Source organism: Acinetobacter sp. CAU_H_78, from assembly GCF_058599365.1.
This window is the reverse complement of record NZ_CM178652.1, coordinates 1,896,343-1,913,135: the sequence shown is the minus strand read 5'-3', so window position 1 is coordinate 1,913,135 and position 16,793 is coordinate 1,896,343. Positions and strand designations below refer to the sequence as shown.

Here is a 16,793-nt window from a genome sequence, read left to right as displayed (position 1 = left end):
GGAGCAGCGCATGAACTTGAAGTTTGCTAAAGGTGGAAAAGCGGTCATTTATAAGATCATCAAGATGACTGTGATGTCACAAAAAGACCTGATCCTGAACCCGAAAAACTGGTCACGGATTGCGACATTGTGGCAGCGTTTACAGCAGAGTTTCCGCCTGATGGTAGGTGTGCCTGATTATCAGACCTATTTGGCGCATATGAAAAAGCACCATCCTGATCTGGAAGCGATGGACCCTAAAACATTTTATCGCCACTGTGTAGATTCGCGTTATCCATCTGCCGGTGGAGATATGAAGAAGTGTCCATGCTAATGGATGAGTAAAATGAGCGCCTTTCGGGGCGCTTTTTTTATGGGCAAATTTTAGGATTCAAACAAGATAAAACAAAATTATGATTTATTTTGACATTGGGAATTTAAATTTTTCAAAGTCTTTATCTCTTAGGTATAAGTTCAAATCTCAAAGGTTTTTAATAGCTTGTTATTTCTAATAAATATGCCAATCAAAATGCAACTTTTCTAAACTTTAATCTTAAAGCTTCAATTGGTTCTTATAGGAAATTTAATCATATAAAATTTCTAAAATTCCTAATTTATTCTGCAGAAATAAAGTCGGCAGATGACTGATCTTTGGGGAATTTTAAAAATCAGTGTATGTTAATCCTACAGCATGTTTTATTAGGGAAAATATTGTGATCTGGGGCATGAAACAAAAAGAAAAGCTGAATATTGCGCACAACAATGAGGAGCTGGAACAGAAGCTGGCTGATTACGCACCCAAGATTCAAAAGTTTTTCCAAGAAATTAATGCCATTGTCCTGGACAAACATGCACAGACCAGATTAGCACTATGCTGTCTGATTGCAGGCGGGCATGTCTTGTTTGAAGATTTACCCGGTTTAGGGAAGACCACTTTGGCAAGTAGTCTAGCCCATCTCGTAGGACTGAAATTTCAGCGGATTCAGTTTACCAATGACATGCTGGCCAGTGATGTCATCGGTATCAATATGTTTAACCAGAAAGAACATCAGTTCGAGTTTAAACAGGGTCCTATTTTTACTCAGATTTTGCTGGCAGATGAAATTAACCGTTCCAGTCCCAAAACTCAGAGTGCCTTGCTGGAAGCGATGGAAGAAGGCTATGCCACTGTCGATGGGATACGCTATGCATTGCCTAAGCCATTTTGGGTAATCGCGACCCAGAATCCGTTATTTCAAAGTGGTACTTATGCCTTACCTGAATCTCAACTAGACCGTTTTTTAATGCGTCTATCTCTGGGTTATCCATCCCGTCATGCTGAAAAACTGTTATTACAGCAGGAATCCCGTTTTGCCTTGATCGCCAGCTTGGCACATGTGTTTAGCGAAAATGAAGTACTGGAATTACAGCAATTGACCCAGCAGATTTTCATTAGTGAAGCGGTTCAGGAATATATGCTGGATCTTGCGGAAGAAACCCGTAAGAAACGCCAAGGTTTATCAACACGAGGTTTGCTGGCACTCAAGCGTGCAGCACAGGCGAATGCCATCATTCAGCAACGTAGCTTTGTAACTCCGGATGATGTGCAAGCCGTTTTTGTGGCAGTTGCCGCCCATCGTCTGGGGCTGAGCGATGCAGAAACATTAAATGTGATGCAACAGGTTGCAGTCAGTTAAAGGAGTCCACTCTTGGATAAAACCTGGCAAAACTGGCTGGCGAAACGCTTTCAATTTTCACAGCAAAAACGACTTTCCCAAAAGGATGTGCTGGTCTTTATTTATCAGCAGGGTTATCTGTATCTGGTTTTGATTTTTATCACCTTTATTGCTGGCGTGAATTATGCCAATAACCTGATTTTAGGTTTCTGCTTTCTGATTAGTGCAGTGCTATGTGTCAGCTTCTATCTAACCTTTAAACAGTTGCATGATCTGGATATCGAAATGGTTGCTGAAGACGTCGGACAGGTGGGTCATGCACTTAACCTGCATTTTTATTTTCAGCAAGCAACAGCTCGGCCGCGTTATCTGTATATCAAGGCCGGCAATCAGCTGGAGAAAGTTTATCTGACTGAACAAAAGCAGCATTGGGTGCTGCCTTTTTATGCGGAACGTCGCGGTAAATTTGAGTATCCGGTGATTCAGATCTATTCGGTTTATCCCTTTGGTCTGGTTCGAGCCTGGACCTATCTTTATCATCATCAGTTTGCCTGGGTGGCACCCAAAGCTCAAAGCAATACTTCAGCAAACAAGATTTATCAAAATAGCTTTGAACCGGATATGGATGAGTTCCGTGAATTACGTAACTATCAATCTGGAGACTCATTACAGGCGGTTTCCTGGAAGCAGTTTGCACGTGGACAAGGTTTATATGTCAAAGTCTTTGAACAGTATCAGGATGAACATAGCATTGAGATTCATTATGAACATATGCCTAGCCAGTCGCATGAGGAGAAACTGGGCTTAATGATGGGACTGATTGAGCAATGTGAGCAGCAGCAATGTGCATATGCGTTACATTTACCACAGGCAGAATTGCCGCAGGGAGCAGGTGAAGAACAATTGCGTAAGGCCAAACAATTATTGGCTCAGGCATAACGGGTGAATCTATGATTGATGGAAAAATCCGAATTTCGATCGTCTTGACCCTAGGCTTGATCATCCTTGCCCAAGTAGCTTTCATCCCGGTGCTGCTTAGCATTATCTTTGTCATTAGCTTACTGTGTATCTGGATTTTTCTTAAACGGCAAAAGCCATTTCCTAAAATTGGAACTTTTCTACTTACGGCTTTGGCATTAGGCAGTATTTATCTCAGCCACCAAAGTTTTATTGGCGTGGAGGCAGGCGTCGCAGTTCTTTCCACTTTTTTATTTGCCAAATCATTAGAAACAAAAAACCGGCGGGATCTGATTATCCTGTTTAATTTTGCGCTTTTTGTTGCGGCCAGTTCATTTCTATATAGTCAGTCTTTTGGTATGGCTGTTGTGATTATTCTATGCTTATTAAGCTGTCTAATTGGCTTATACCGGATTCAGACCAGTGAGTTTCAGCAGAGTCAGCAATCACCACGTATAGCCTTACAGCAAGATGCTAAATATGTCGGCAGATTTGTGCTTTATACTCTGCCATTTTTTATTTTGTTATTCATCTTCTTTCCGCGTTTGCCACCGCTTTGGCATATCCCGATTCCAGAAAATAAAGGCGTGACCGGGATCGCAGACAGTATGTCACCGGGAGATATTGCTGAATTATCTCAATCCAATGCTCTAGCTTTCCGGATTATTGGTGATGTGAGTAAACTACCGCCACGTTCAGAGTTATATTGGCGGGCATTAGTTTTAGATGAATATGATGGACAGCGCTGGACCAGTAGCTTTATTAATCAGCAGCCTTTAATCCGTCAGCCTGGAGAAGTTGTTCCAGTATCCACATCAAGGTGGAATTACCAATATCTGGCTGCTGATCCTTCTGTGTTCTGGGTGATGGGCCTGGAAAAATCGATGCCTTTGGAACGCCGTTATTATAACCGTCAGGATTGGAGTATCGTACCAAGGCGTTTAACCCAACGAGTAGAACCGATTCATCTGCAATGGCTGGGTAATCACAATGCTGAAAGAGCTCTACCAGAACAATTTGTTCAGCGCCTGAATACCCAGACTCAAGTCCATTTAGACTCTCAGGCACAACAGCTGGCACAGCGTTTATATCTACGAAGTGGGGAGGATCCGCGACGTTATATCCGAACAGTCTTGAACTGGTATCAGCAAAATCATTTTGTATATACCCTGAAACCAGGCGTACTCGGTAAAAACCGGATTGATGAATTTCTGTTTAAATCCCGGCAGGGTTTTTGTGAACACTATGCTTCCAGTTTTGTGATGCTGATGCGATATGTGGGAATTCCGGCACGTGTGGTTACAGGTTATCAAGGTGGACAATTGGCACCCGATGGGAAAAGTTGGGAGGTTCGTCAGTTGGATGCTCATGCCTGGACAGAAGTCTGGATTGACCAAAGATGGCAGCGTTTTGATCCTACCGCAATGGTAGCCCCGCAACGTATTGATGATGGGATGCAAAATTTAATCTCGCAAGATGAGCGAGTATGGGCAAGTAATTCTGGCTGGACATCACAGCGTAATGTATGGCTGACCAAACTAAGAGTCTGGAGTGATTATGCAAGTTACCAATGGCAAAGTAAGGTCGTGGGCTATAATGCCGAATCTCAACAAGGCTGTTTAGCGAAGCTAGGTCTAAGTTCAGTTTATTCCAGTGTGATCATTCTCATATCCGGTATTGGCATACTTATATTGCTTTATATTTTAAAAATCTATCTTAAAAACCGGCAGTTAAAATCGCCTTTTGATTATTCTATTCAGCAGTTTAATCAGTCTTTGAACAAAGATTTAAAAAGACAATCCGCGGAGACTTTTCATCAATGGATGTTAAGGCTATCTCAGCAAGTTCAGGATAAAGATCAGTCTGTATTTTTTGAAGCAATTAGACTATTTGAAAAATCAATTTATTCTGGCAGGGAATTCTCAGACCAAGATTTGAAACAATTCAAAGATTCGCTTAAAACTTGTGCGCATATATTGAAAATTAAATGAAAAGACTTGTCTTAAGATCGAAAAATTTATAATATGCCAAGCATTCTAGGTGTATAGCTCAGTTGGTTAGAGCGCTACGTTGACATCGTAGAGGTCTCCAGTTCGAATCTGGATATACCTACCAAGATTTTAAAAACCGTAACTATTTATGATAGTTACGGTTTTTTTATGCTTAATCAATAGTCTTTATAACAAAAATTTGATAATACATTTGGACCTCTATGTTTTTTAGAAGCGGGTCACTCAAATGAATAGAGTTCCCCGCCTTCTGATTATGTATGTCTTATCTTTCAGATACGATCCCGGGTCATTTCACCATTGACCAGTCTTAACAGATTTAGTGGATTCTCATCTCTCAATGCCTCCGGCAACAAACTTTGCGGATAGTTCTGGTAGCAGACCGGACGAAGATAACGATCAATGGCCAAAGTTCCTACAGAGGTACCACGTGAATCGGAAGTGGCTGGATAAGGCCCACCATGTACCATGGCATCACAGACTTCTACCCCAGTCGGATACCCATTTAACAACAAACGGCCAGCCTTTTCTTCTAATACCGGTACTACTTCCGCGAATTCTTCCAGATCCTGATCTTCTGCAATCAGTGAGGCTGTTAACTGTCCATTCATACTGCTGAGTGCCTGAAGTAACTGTGCCTTGTCTTCCACTTCAATTACGATGGTGGTTGGGCCAAAGATTTCTTCCTGCAGTAACTGATTTCCTGCAAGTAGTAGCTCCACATCCGCTTTGAACAGCTGAGGTAATGCCTGGTTTCCTTGCTGTTCCTGACCTGCCAAATGTTGAATCCCTGCATGCTCGGCTAAATGAGACAGACCTGATGTATAGCTTTTTAAAGTACCTGCATTGAGCATGGTCTGAGCTGGCTTGTTCGCCATGATTACACTGAGCTGCTCGATCAGTTGGGTATATTCAGGCGATTTAATTCCGAGAATCAATCCAGGATTGGTACAGAACTGACCACAACCGAGGACTACTGAATCCGCTAACTCCTGAGCAATCTGATCACCACGGTTTTTTAAGGCTTCTGGTAACATCAGCATTGGATTGATACTGCTCATTTCTGCAAAGACTGGAATAGGCTGCGGACGGGCTGCTGCCATATCGCATAGTGCACGGCCACCTTTCAGAGAACCGGTAAATCCTACAGCCTGAATCAGGGGATGTTTGACCAGTAAGGCACCGACTGCATTGCCATAGATCATATTAAATACACCCTTAGGCATGCCAGTCTTTTCAACGGCACGTTCAATGGCTTGAGCCACATAGTCTGCTGTGGCCATATGACCGCTATGCGCTTTAACTACTACTGAACAACCTGCTGCTAATGCAGAAGCGGTATCACCTCCGGCAGTGGAGAAAGCTAAAGGAAAGTTACTTGCCCCAAAAACGGCAACAGGACCTACACCAATTTTGACCTGACGTAAGTCTGGTCGTGGTAAAGGTTGACGGTCTGGCAGTGCGGTATCAATTCTTGCACCCAGGAAATCACCGCGACGTAATACTTTCGCGAACAGGCGCATTTGCCCGCTGGTACGGCCGCGTTCACCTTGCAGACGAGCAATAGGTAAAGCTGTTTCCAGGGAAATGGTATTTAAAAACTCTTCACCGAGTGCATCCAGTTCATCTGCGATGGTTTCTAGAAAAACAGCACGCTGTTCAGGAGAAGTATGGCGATAGGTTTTAAATGCAGCATGGGCAGCTTCTACTGCACGGTTGACTTCCTGTTCGGTGGCCTGATGGAAATCGAAATCCAGTGCCTCACCTGTGGTGGCATTCAGGCTTTTAAGGATTTTATCACCTTCTGCACTACGACTACCTGCTATAAAGTTGTGTCCAATAGTATTCATCTGCTTAATCCTGAATTATTTAATGAGAATGTCGTGGCAAGTTCTTGTCATTGATGACACGCATATATAAGGTTGCTGGTTCCAGACATCCACCTGTGGATAGTTGACCCACTAACTTGCGATACATTTCTTGCCATGGTGTTTGCGATGCAGGATAACTTGGTGCCCATTGATTACGTCGGTTTTCTAGCTCTTCATCTGAAACGAGTACATTGACAGAACGCTTATTTAAATCAATTCTTAAAAGGTCATTGGTCTTAAGCAATGCAATCCCACCACCAACTGCTGCTTCAGGTGACATATTTAAAATAGAAGGGCTAGCTGAAGTCCCACTCTGACGACCATCCCCTAAGCAAGGGAGAGAGTCGATGCCTTTTTTGATCAACTCTGTAGGCGGTGCCATGTTCACGACTTCAGCACTGCCCGGATAACCGACCGTACCTGCACCACGAATAACTAAGATGCAGTTTTCATCGATGTTGAGTTCCGGATCATTAATTCGTGCGTGATAATCTTCTGGCCCTTCAAAGACAATAGCTCGTGCTTCAAAACTGTTTTCATCCTGTGGATTAGACAAATAGGTTTTTCTGAATGCCTCTCCCACAACAGACATTTTCATAATGGCACTGTCAAAGAAATTACCACTTAATACAATAAAGCCAGCACCATGCTTAAGTGGCTCTTGATATGGATAAATTACATCGGCATTTGAAGTTCTAGACCGCTTGGCAATTTCACCTATAGTCTTGCCGCTTACTGTTGCACAATCTTCATGAATGACACCAGCCTGTTGCAGTTCATGTAATACGGAAGGAACACCCCCAGCTCTGTGAAAGCCTTCACCCAGATATTTACCTGCAGGCATACAATTAACAATCAGGGGGATCGATTCGCCTACACGCTGCCAATCATCTAGAGTCAGTTCAATCCCCATATGGCGCGCAATAGCAATCAAATGAGGAGGACAGTTACTTGAAGCACCTAAAGCAGATGCAACAGCAATCGCATTTTCAAAGGATTTTTTGGTCATGATTTTTGATGGTCTTAAATCCTCTTGAACCATCTCACAGATGCGTTTTCCAGTCGCATAAGCCATTTGACCACGCTCACGATAAGGAGCAGGAATGCTGGCACACGTCGGTAAAGACATACCTAAAGCTTCTGCTAAGGCATTCATGGAAAGTGCAGTGCCCATGGTATTGCAGTGACCCACTGATGGTGAGGCTGAAGTGGTCATTTCCATAAACCCTTCATAATCAATTTCACCAGAAGCCAATAAATTTCGTGCATGCCAGATCACTGTACCTGACCCGATTAAATCACCTTTATAGTGGCCATCCAGCATAGGTCCACCTGAGAGCACAATAGCCGGTAAATCGGTAGTTGCTGCTGCCATGAGACAGGCAGGTGTGGTTTTGTCGCAACCCGTGGTCAGGACCACGCCATCAAGCGGGTAGCCATGGAGAATTTCTACTAAACCTAAATAGGCTAAATTGCGGTCAAGCGCGGCAGTAGGGCGGCGTGATTGTTCTGCAATTGGATGAACTGGAAATTCCATAGGAATGCCACCGGCATCACGAATGCCGGCCTTAACGCGTTCTGCTAATTCTTTGTGGTGACGATTACAAGGAGTTAAATCACTGCCTGTCTGGGCAATACCAATAATTGGTCGACCGGACTGAAGCTCATCACGTGTCAAACCATAATTCATATATCGTTCAACATACAAAGCTGTCATATCTGCATGTTTTGGATCATCAAACCATTCCTGGCTACGTAAAAAAATCCGTTTACTTTGATTATTCATTTCCAGATCCTTAACTTTAATATTATGCAAATGAGCAATATGGGAGGCAGTTATTTATTTGAAGGGTAGAACCAAACCTAAAGCTAATCATTTAGGAATACCATTCAACCTAGGAATAATATGTGAAAACTATAGTAATTCACGCTGCTTTAAATTTTGCATCAATGAGTTGATGCCGAAATTCCAAGGTGATGCTCTGTCGCTAGTCGTTACAGTATTGTAAAGAGTGCCTAGTTTAGGAGTATGAATCCGTACGACATCATCAACTTTGTGGGTAAAGCCCGCTCCAGGTTTTTCTCGATCTTGGGTAGGGGCAAATAATGTTCCTAAAAATAGTACAAATCCGTCCGGATACTGATGATTTTCATTTAAAGTCTGTTGAATTAAATCTTCTGGATCACGACTAATTTGAGACATGGAACTCAAACCATTCAAAACAAAATGATCAGTTCCTTCAATTTTGAGTTCTACCTCACATGAGCGGATATCATCCAAACTAAAAGTTTGATCAAATAAGCGGATGAAAGGACCAATTGCGCATGAGGCATTGTTATCCTTAGCTTTGCTCAATAAAAGAGCACTACGTCCCTCGAAATCACGCAGATTGACATCATTACCTAAAGTCGCACCTAAAATTTCACCTTGGCTATTTGCCACTAGAACCACTTCAGGTTCAGGATTATTCCACTCTGATTTTGGATGAATACCAATATTTTGACCTGTTCCTACGGCTGCTAGAACAGGAGCTTTAGTGAATATTTCTGCATCACTGCCAATCCCAACTTCAAGATATTGAGACCACATATTTTGTTCAATTAAGTATTTTTTTAATTCAAGTGCTTTTACAGAGCCAGGCTGAATAGATTTAAGACTGTCTCCAATCACTCCCTGTACGATTTCCCGAATGTGTTGCGCTTTATCCGCATCACCTGCAGCCTGTTCTTCAATTACCCGCTCCAGCATACTTGCAGCAAAAGTTACTCCTGCAGCTTTAATCACTTGCAGATCAATAGGTGCTAAAAAATAAGCTTTACTTAGATCTGGCTCAGGCAAAGTATTTGCAAAAATTTCATCAATATTCCCAATCAATTGACCTTCAATTTTAGAGAGAGCCGAGATCGGGGAATCAGTTTCTAACAGTTCAGAGATCGTATTGAAATGACTAGAAATATCAAAAACCTGATTACCTCTCAGAATAACTGGTGATGGCCCAGCAATTTTATGCGGTACCCATGCCCGTCCAATTAAGCACCCTTGTGTGCCATCCATTGGCAATGAATTAGCTGAATTTAATGTAAATTTCATGTAAAGCAACTCTATTTATAATTGAAATCATCATAAAATTCCTTTCTAATAAACACCAATGGTAATAATTTAATAATTAATAACCTGTAGTTATTGGAAAAGGACTTCTGAATGGCAGACTTAAATTATTCAAGTTTTAATAATTGGTTTAAATATAGGCATTTGGTTCTATTAGAGACTTTAGCAAGAACTAAAAATATGCATTTAGCAGCTGAACAAATGAATCTAAGCCAGCCTGCGATAAGTAAGATGTTAAAAGAAATTGAAAGCATTTTAGGTTTTACTATTTTTGAACGCTTACCTAGAAGTATGCCGGTTACTGCATTAGGGCAGCACGTCATTCGTTACGCACAGCGTGTACTGAACGATGCCAAACATTTTGTTGAAGATATTGAAATGCTCAGGTTAGGTGGTCATGGATTTCTCAAAGTAGGTGGGATTTTTGCAGCAACAGCTTCTGTAATTCCAAATTCTGTGATTGAGATTAAAAAGAAATGGCCCTTACTTTCTATTGATGTTGTTGAACAGACTAGTGATCATTTGATGGAAATGCTCAGTGAACATACATTAGATTTAGCAGTAGGCCGATTTACCCAAGCAACCCAACAGCAATTTTTCGATTTCAAACCCTTAGGACCAGAACCTTTCTGCATTGTAGTCAATCATGAGCATCCCTATGCGCAAAAGAAGTTTTGTCAATTAAACGAACTGCTAGATTGGCCTTGGGTTGTTTACCCTAAAGGCACACCGATTCGGGAACGTATGGAAGCGGCATTTATGCGCGCAAATGTTAAAGTTCCCTTGAATACGGTCAACACCATGTCCATGCAAACCTTTTTGCAGATTATACAAACTGCTCCCATGGTGGCTATGTTGCCTGAAGCAATGGTCACTCAACAGGTTAAAGAGGGGAAGCTTTGCATTTTAGAAACTGAATTAATCCTGGATGCTCAGGATTATGGAATCCTCACAAGAAAAGATGAACCAGTTTCAGAAATTGCGCAGACTTTTATAGAAATTTTATTAGAGAATACTAAATAGAATTAAATAAAATAGCACTTAGCTGGGTGAATCAGCTAAGTGCTTTAATGGCATTTAACCTTTGAAATATGTTTCGGCGACACCTTGGATACCTAATCCATAAATTGCAAATACACTACCGCGCAACTGATTGTCTCCGGGAAAACGTGGTAAAGGAGGCTGAGACATAGAGGTAACAAATAGCACGTCTAAATTTTTTCCTCCAAAAGCCAGACTGGTCACTTTTTTAACTGGCATTTCAATAATTCGATCTATAGTGCCATCAGGTGCATAACGTACCAATTGGCCTGAATATACTTTTGCACTCCAGACATAACCTTCACTATCTACAGTTGATCCATCTGCTGATCCACCATCCTGCGTATCGATTTTGCTAAAAACCTGTTTATTGGTTAAAGCAGTATCTGAACTGGCATAATCATATGACCAGATTTCACCTTGCCAGGTATCAGTAAAATAGAACTTATCGCCTTTGGGGTTCCAGCATATTCCATTTGAAGTATTGATATTTTCTTCAAGTTTCTGAACCGTCATATCTGTATTTAAACGATATAAAGAGGCAGTTTTATCCTCCTCCATACGGTTCATTGATCCAAAAACGAAACGGCCTTGTCGATCTACACCTCCATCGTTTAAACGATTAAAAGGCATATCTGGTTCAGGATGATAAATAAAATCTAAATCGCCGGTATCAAAATCTAGACTATGCAGCCCATTTTCTAAGGCAACAATTGCTCCATTATGATTTTCTCGTAGTGCATAAGATCCAATCTTTTGAAGGGTTTCCCAAGCTTTCAGGCCTTTACCTTGCTCATCACAGGAAAATAATCGACCGTCAAATATATCTACCCAGAATAATCGTTGACGAACAGGATCCCATGTCGGCACTTCACCTAAACGTGTCTTAACATCAATAAATACTTTAATTTCCATTTACATTATCCTGAAAGATTATCTCTATTTTATAGGCATTCAATTTATTGAAAAATCATATAGTTTCTAAGTAAATTATAATTTATTTAAAAAAATAACTAATGATTAAATATCAATCTTTGATAAACAGAAGTTATTAATACTAAAGTAGCCATATTTTGAAATAAAAAATAATAAGAATTAGGTATATAAGTCTTTTGCCAAAAACTTATATCGAATAACTTTTCAATATCGATATTAAAAAGTTATCAATATTGAGGAATAATTCATTGGTAATTATTAATCATCCTACTTAATTTGATGAATACACGATTTGAGTCGTCTAATTCAAAAATTAGGGAAGGATTACCTATGAATATACTCATTACTGGTGGTACGGGCTTTATTGGAAAACAGATAGCTAGAAAAATCTTGGAATTAGGTACTATCACACTAGATGGACAAGCTGCTCAATCAGTAGAAAAAATCATATTATTTGATGCTTTTACAGGAGAGGACATTCCTGAAGACCCGAAAATTCAAGTCGTGATTGGTGATATTACTGACAAAGAACAAGTATCTAAAATTACCAAAAATGTAGATGTCATTTGGCATCTGGCTGCAGTAGTCAGTTCAGCGGCAGAAGCTGATTTTGACTTAGGTATGGAAGTCAATTTATACGGTTTGTTGACCTTGCTTGAATCAGTAAGACAACACGGATCCAAACCCCGATTTATTTTTGCCAGCGGTTGTGCTGTATTTGGAGGTGCCCTGCCAGAAGTAGTCACAGATGACACTGTTGTCACGCCTAAATCATCCTATGGCATGCAAAAGGCGGTAGGCGAATTACTTGTTTCAGATTATTCACGTAAAGGCTTTATTGATGGACGAGTATTACGTCTACCAACAATTGTTGTTCGTCCCGGTAAACCCAATAAAGCTGCTTCAACATTTTTTAGTTCAATTATCCGTGAACCGCTTAAAGGTGAAACTGCGATTTGTCCTGTTCAGGCGGATACGCCAGTTTTTATTACCTCTCCGCGTCGCTGTGTTGACTCAATGATTCATGCAGCAGTCATTTCTCCCGACCGGTTATCCGATCAGCGCATTATTCCATTACCCGGTTTAACGGTTACTGTTCAGCAAATGCTGGCAGCTCTAGAAAAAGTTGCAGGAAAATCTGCAGTAGATCTAGTGCAATGGCAAGAAGATAAAACGATCCAACGCATTGTGCAAAGTTGGCCAGTACAGGTTAAAGCTGAATACGCTGAATCACTTGGGTTCAAAGCTGATAAGAATTTTGAAAGCATCATCCAGGCACATATTGAAGATACCCAAGAATTAATAGCTGAGATAGCTAATTAAAGTGAGACAGTATTATGGAAGATATTCAAGCTAAATCTGCTCTGGAAGAGCAAACCATTAAACGTATTTCAAAAAGAATTATTCCTTTTCTTATTATTCTATTTGTAATGGCATTTTTAGATAGAACAAATATCGGCTTTGCCGCCTTGCATATGAATGATGCAATTGGAATCACTCAAACTATCTTCGGTTTAGGCGCTGGAATTTTTTTCCTTGGTTATTTTATTGCAGAAGTTCCGAGTAATGTACTTCTGCATCGGTTCGGTGCCAGAATCTGGATCGCACGTATCATGATTACATGGGGAATCATTGCTGCTTTAATGGGCCTGATTCAGAATGGAACCCAGTTTATCGTTCTTCGTTTTTTACTCGGTATTGCTGAAGCTGGCTTTTTTCCGGGCGTAATTTTCTATCTTACTTTATGGTTTCCAGCACGGTATCGTGCGCGTGTATTTGCTACATTTTATTTAGGGTTGCCGATAGCCCAGATTGTTGGTGCACCTATTTCAGTTGGACTCATGCAATGGGGTGATACTATCGGTTATGAAGGCTGGCGCATGATGTATGTGCTTGAGGGTATTCCATCCATCATTCTAGGTATCATTTGCCTTAAATACTTAACCAATACACCCAAAGAAGCTCAATGGCTCACTGCTGATCAACGTCAATGGTTAATGAATACATTAGAAAAAGAAGAGCGTGAAAAAACTGAACATGCAGATGCCCATCTAAGTAAATCAACCGTTATCAAACAAGTCTTTAAAAATCCGTTGGTATGGGTTATGGCAATTGTTTACTTTGGGATTACGTCTGGATCGAATGCAATGTTCTTCTTCTTGCCAAGTGTGCTGGAGTCATTCCGGAATACGTTTGGGATGGAAATCAGCTTAATTCAGAATGGTCTTTTAACTGCAATTCCTTATGCATTTGCTGCTGTAGGCATGATTTTATGGAGCCGTCGCTCGGATCGTAAACAGGAGCGACATAAGCATGGTGCATGTGCAGCACTTATGGCAGCGAGTGCTATTGCAATCGCACTACTTGTGAACCAGCCATGGGCCATTATCGTCGGATTTATTTTCCTGGCAATTGGAGTATTTAGTGCAATCAATATTTTCTGGACGCTCCCAGGCCAAACATTAACAGGCGTAGGTGCTGCTGCTGGTATTGGACTAATTAACTCTGTAGGTAATTTAAGTGGATTTACAGGCCCATATTTAACTGGCTATCTATATACCACTACGGGTACTTATACCATTGCATTTCTAGTTATCGCTGGGTTTGTTGCTATTGGTGGGATCGGATTACTGGTGCTTGCCCATTTAAATGGCAAGCAGGTAGCAAAAGAAAAATTAAACCTCAAAGCCCAACCCAATCAAGGAGTATAAAACATGGCAAGGATTGGATTCGTGGGAACCGGTATTATGGGCACACCTATGGTTATGAATTTAATCAAGGGTGGTCACCAGGTTCAGGTATGGAACAGGACCCTCTCTAAATTGAAAGGATTAGAAGAGGCAGGTGCAAAAGCCTGTCATCAGCTATCGGAAGTAGGTAAAGATGTTGAGCTTCTGATTGTAATGCTGAGTGATGGAAAAACCTGTGATGAAGTTCTGTTTCAACAAGCTGGAGCAGTTTCTGAACTAAAGAAAAATAGTATTGTGATTGTCATGAGTTCAATCCCGGTAGAAACTGCAAAACATCAGAATGAACGATGTTTATCTTTAGGATTAAGGTATCTGGATGCTCCGGTTTCAGGAGGAGAAAAAGGTGCAAAAGATGCAACTCTTGCCATTATGGTGGGGGGCGAAGAAGATACTTTTACTGAAGCTCAAGCAGTTCTCAATTGTATGGGTAGAGCAGTGTTGGTGGGCGCTGCCGGATGTGGAGAGCTAGCTAAACTGGTTAACCAGATGATTGTTGCGAGTACGATAGCCACCGTTGCAGAAGGATTGCTTTTCGCTCAGCAAGGAGGAGCAAATCCACATAAAGTCAAACAAGCATTGACTGGGGGATTTGCTGATTCTCCTATTTTGCAACAGCATGGTGATCGTATATTAAGGCAAAACTTTGAACCAGGAGGGGCTGCGACAACGCAGTTAAAAGATACTCATACCGCTGTAAATTATGCGAAGGAATTAAACCTAAAATTGCCAGTAGCAGAATTGGTAAATCAGCTCTTTTCAGATATGGTCCATAATGGTGATGGAGCCTTAGACCATTCAGGGTTAATTCGTGAAATAAAAAGGCTTAATAATATAGAGATATAGTTATACTTTTATAAAATAAAAAACTGGCTCTTAAATAGCCAGTTTTTTATTTTAAATCTCTTTATTTTAACTATAAAAAATATATTCCATATTTTATATCTATTTCTAAATCATTGGTTTGATGAGAAATAATAATAGTGATAGTGCAGGGTTATCACGTACTGGCAAAATGTAATTGGATTTTAAAAATCTATAGAACTATATTTTTCTATATTTTATTTAATAGAGGGACTTTCTAATAAATAAAATTATTCAGAATAAAAATGGATGGAATTAACCATATTTAAATGGTTAATAAATAGGGAAATAGAATGAGTTTAAAAAAAGTTCATCGGCATTCATGGGTATCGCTTGTAGTCTGTTGGCTAATCTGGTTGGTGATTGCCTATGACCGTGAATTGATTTTTCGTGCAGCTAATATGATTTGTGAAGAGTTCTCTCTTACACCCACAGAGTGGGGCTATACCATTGCTGCTATTACAGTGTCTCTAGCTTTACTTAGTATTCCCGTAAGTGCCTATTGTGATTTAAAAGCACCAGGCTGGAAACGTGCAATATTCCAGTGGCCTTTGATTGTCGGATTTACTTTTCTTTCCTTACTCTCTGGCATCATGTCATTCAGTAATACTTTTTATAAGTTTGTTCTTTTACGGATTCTGGTATCTATTGGTTGTGGTGTAGCTGAACCAATTGGGGTGAGTAATACCGCAGAATGGTGGCCTAAAGAGCACCGAGGTTTTGCAATCGGTGCCCATCATGCCGGTTATCCCGTTGGCGCAATGCTGAGTGGGGTAGTGATGGCATCAATTATTTATTATTTCGGTCCTGAAAACTGGCGTTATGCATTTTATCTCGGCATCATGATTTCAGTGCCAGTATTAACATTCTGGGCTATTTACTCAAACAAGAAACGCTATGATGAATTTCATGATGCATGTATAGATCAAGGTTTTACTCCTCCTACAGAAAATACATGTTTAGAAACTAAAGCTAAAAATCCAACTGAAGTGAAGAAAGGGGCTTTAAAAAAGACATTGAAGTCACGCGGTATTTTATTTACTGCTGGTAGTACATTGATTACTCATGTGGTTTATTTGGGCTTCCTGACTATTTTTCCAGCCTATCTCTACAATATTGTAGGAATGGATCTCGCCAAAGCAGCAGGTTTAAGTGCTGTATTTACGATTACAGGGATTATGGGGCAAATTTTCTGGCCATCTTTGTCTGATAAAATCGGGCGTCGTAAAACTCTAATTCTTTGTGGTATCTGGATGGCCGTTGGTATCGCCAGTTTCTGTTTAACCCAAGGAGTGGTTTCCGTCATTATTATTCAATTAATTTTTGGTTTTTCTGCTAATGCAATCTGGCCAATTTATTATGCTACGGCATCAGATTATGCGGAGCAGGATGCTATGGGGACGGCTAATAGTATTATTACTTTTGCACTGTATGTAGGTGGGGCTATTGCACCGATTCTAATGGGTTCATTGCTGACAAGTTTTGGTGGTTGGCATAATGCAACCGGTTATACCTTGTGCTTCATCTTAATGTCAGTCTGTGCACTGATTGGTGTGTTGCTGCAAGTTATCTTGGGTTATTTGGATAAGAAAGATCATTTAAAACCTGTTTAATTATTATAAATT

13 protein-coding genes and 1 tRNA gene are annotated in these 16,793 nt (G+C 40.6%); 10 read left to right on the top strand and 4 right to left on the bottom strand.

Annotated features, from left to right (window positions below; genetic code table 11):
- The first annotated feature begins 10 nt into the window (after window positions 1-10).
- The 5 genes from AC4MCD_RS09220 to AC4MCD_RS09200 all read left to right on the top strand — a co-directional run bounded on the left by AC4MCD_RS09220 (window position 11) and on the right by AC4MCD_RS09200 (window position 4,706).
- Window positions 11-313: a YbdD/YjiX family protein gene (locus AC4MCD_RS09220; RefSeq protein WP_004782606.1), complete on the top strand. Its 303-nt coding sequence runs from the start codon at window positions 11-13 to the stop codon at window positions 311-313.
- A gap of 391 nt (window positions 314-704) precedes the next feature.
- Complete coding sequence (locus AC4MCD_RS09215) at window positions 705-1,655, top strand: AAA family ATPase (RefSeq protein WP_491875948.1); 951 nt, start codon at window positions 705-707, stop codon at window positions 1,653-1,655.
- A 12-nt stretch (window positions 1,656-1,667) separates the two neighbouring features.
- The gene (locus AC4MCD_RS09210) at window positions 1,668-2,573 is read left to right on the top strand and encodes a DUF58 domain-containing protein (RefSeq protein WP_419375312.1); all 906 of its coding nucleotides are present in this window, start codon (window positions 1,668-1,670) and stop codon (window positions 2,571-2,573) included.
- An 11-nt stretch (window positions 2,574-2,584) separates the two neighbouring features.
- Entirely contained in the window at window positions 2,585-4,582 is a 1,998-nt protein-coding gene (locus tag AC4MCD_RS09205; RefSeq protein ID WP_491875947.1) for a transglutaminase TgpA family protein, read from the top strand.
- A 47-nt stretch (window positions 4,583-4,629) separates the two neighbouring features.
- Window positions 4,630-4,706, top strand: a tRNA-Val gene (locus AC4MCD_RS09200).
- 166 nt (window positions 4,707-4,872) lie between these two features.
- On the opposite strand, the gene AC4MCD_RS09195 is transcribed toward AC4MCD_RS09200, so the two are convergent.
- The 3 genes from AC4MCD_RS09195 to AC4MCD_RS09185 all read right to left on the bottom strand — a co-directional run bounded on the left by AC4MCD_RS09195 (window position 4,873) and on the right by AC4MCD_RS09185 (window position 9,562).
- Window positions 4,873-6,450, bottom strand: coding sequence for an aldehyde dehydrogenase (NADP(+)) (locus tag AC4MCD_RS09195; RefSeq protein WP_491875946.1), 1,578 nt, complete (start codon window positions 6,448-6,450; stop codon window positions 4,873-4,875).
- 19 nt (window positions 6,451-6,469) lie between these two features.
- On the bottom strand, window positions 6,470-8,257 hold the full coding sequence (locus AC4MCD_RS09190; RefSeq protein WP_491875945.1) for an IlvD/Edd family dehydratase: 1,788 nt from the start codon (window positions 8,255-8,257) through the stop codon (window positions 6,470-6,472).
- Window positions 8,258-8,386: 129 nt separating this feature from the next.
- Window positions 8,387-9,562 carry a fumarylacetoacetate hydrolase family protein gene (locus AC4MCD_RS09185; protein ID WP_419375295.1) on the bottom strand — a complete coding sequence of 392 codons (1,176 nt, stop codon included), beginning with the start codon at window positions 9,560-9,562 and terminating at the stop codon, window positions 8,387-8,389.
- Window positions 9,563-9,673: 111 nt separating this feature from the next.
- On the opposite strand from AC4MCD_RS09185, the gene AC4MCD_RS09180 reads away from it, so the two are divergent.
- Window positions 9,674-10,603, top strand: a complete 930-nt coding sequence (locus AC4MCD_RS09180; protein ID WP_491875944.1) for a LysR family transcriptional regulator — start codon at window positions 9,674-9,676, stop codon at window positions 10,601-10,603.
- Between the two features lie 54 nt (window positions 10,604-10,657).
- Here AC4MCD_RS09180 and AC4MCD_RS09175 read toward each other — a convergent pair whose 3' ends face one another.
- The gene (locus AC4MCD_RS09175) at window positions 10,658-11,536 is read right to left on the bottom strand and encodes an SMP-30/gluconolactonase/LRE family protein (protein WP_419365888.1); all 879 of its coding nucleotides are present in this window, start codon (window positions 11,534-11,536) and stop codon (window positions 10,658-10,660) included.
- Window positions 11,537-11,887: 351 nt separating this feature from the next.
- On the opposite strand from AC4MCD_RS09175, the gene denD reads away from it, so the two are divergent.
- The 4 genes from denD (at window position 11,888) to AC4MCD_RS09155 (ending at window position 16,781) form a co-directional block, all read left to right on the top strand.
- Window positions 11,888-12,880, top strand: coding sequence for a D-erythronate dehydrogenase (gene denD / locus AC4MCD_RS09170; protein WP_491875943.1), 993 nt, complete (start codon window positions 11,888-11,890; stop codon window positions 12,878-12,880).
- A 14-nt stretch (window positions 12,881-12,894) separates the two neighbouring features.
- A complete protein-coding gene (locus AC4MCD_RS09165; RefSeq protein WP_067763279.1) occupies window positions 12,895-14,268 on the top strand; it encodes an MFS transporter in 1,374 nt (457 codons plus the stop codon).
- A 3-nt stretch (window positions 14,269-14,271) separates the two neighbouring features.
- On the top strand, window positions 14,272-15,150 hold the full coding sequence (locus AC4MCD_RS09160; protein WP_419375298.1) for an NAD(P)-dependent oxidoreductase: 879 nt from the start codon (window positions 14,272-14,274) through the stop codon (window positions 15,148-15,150).
- A 311-nt stretch (window positions 15,151-15,461) separates the two neighbouring features.
- Complete coding sequence (locus AC4MCD_RS09155; protein ID WP_491875942.1) at window positions 15,462-16,781, top strand: MFS transporter; 1,320 nt, start codon at window positions 15,462-15,464, stop codon at window positions 16,779-16,781.
- Window positions 16,782-16,793 lie beyond the last annotated feature (12 nt).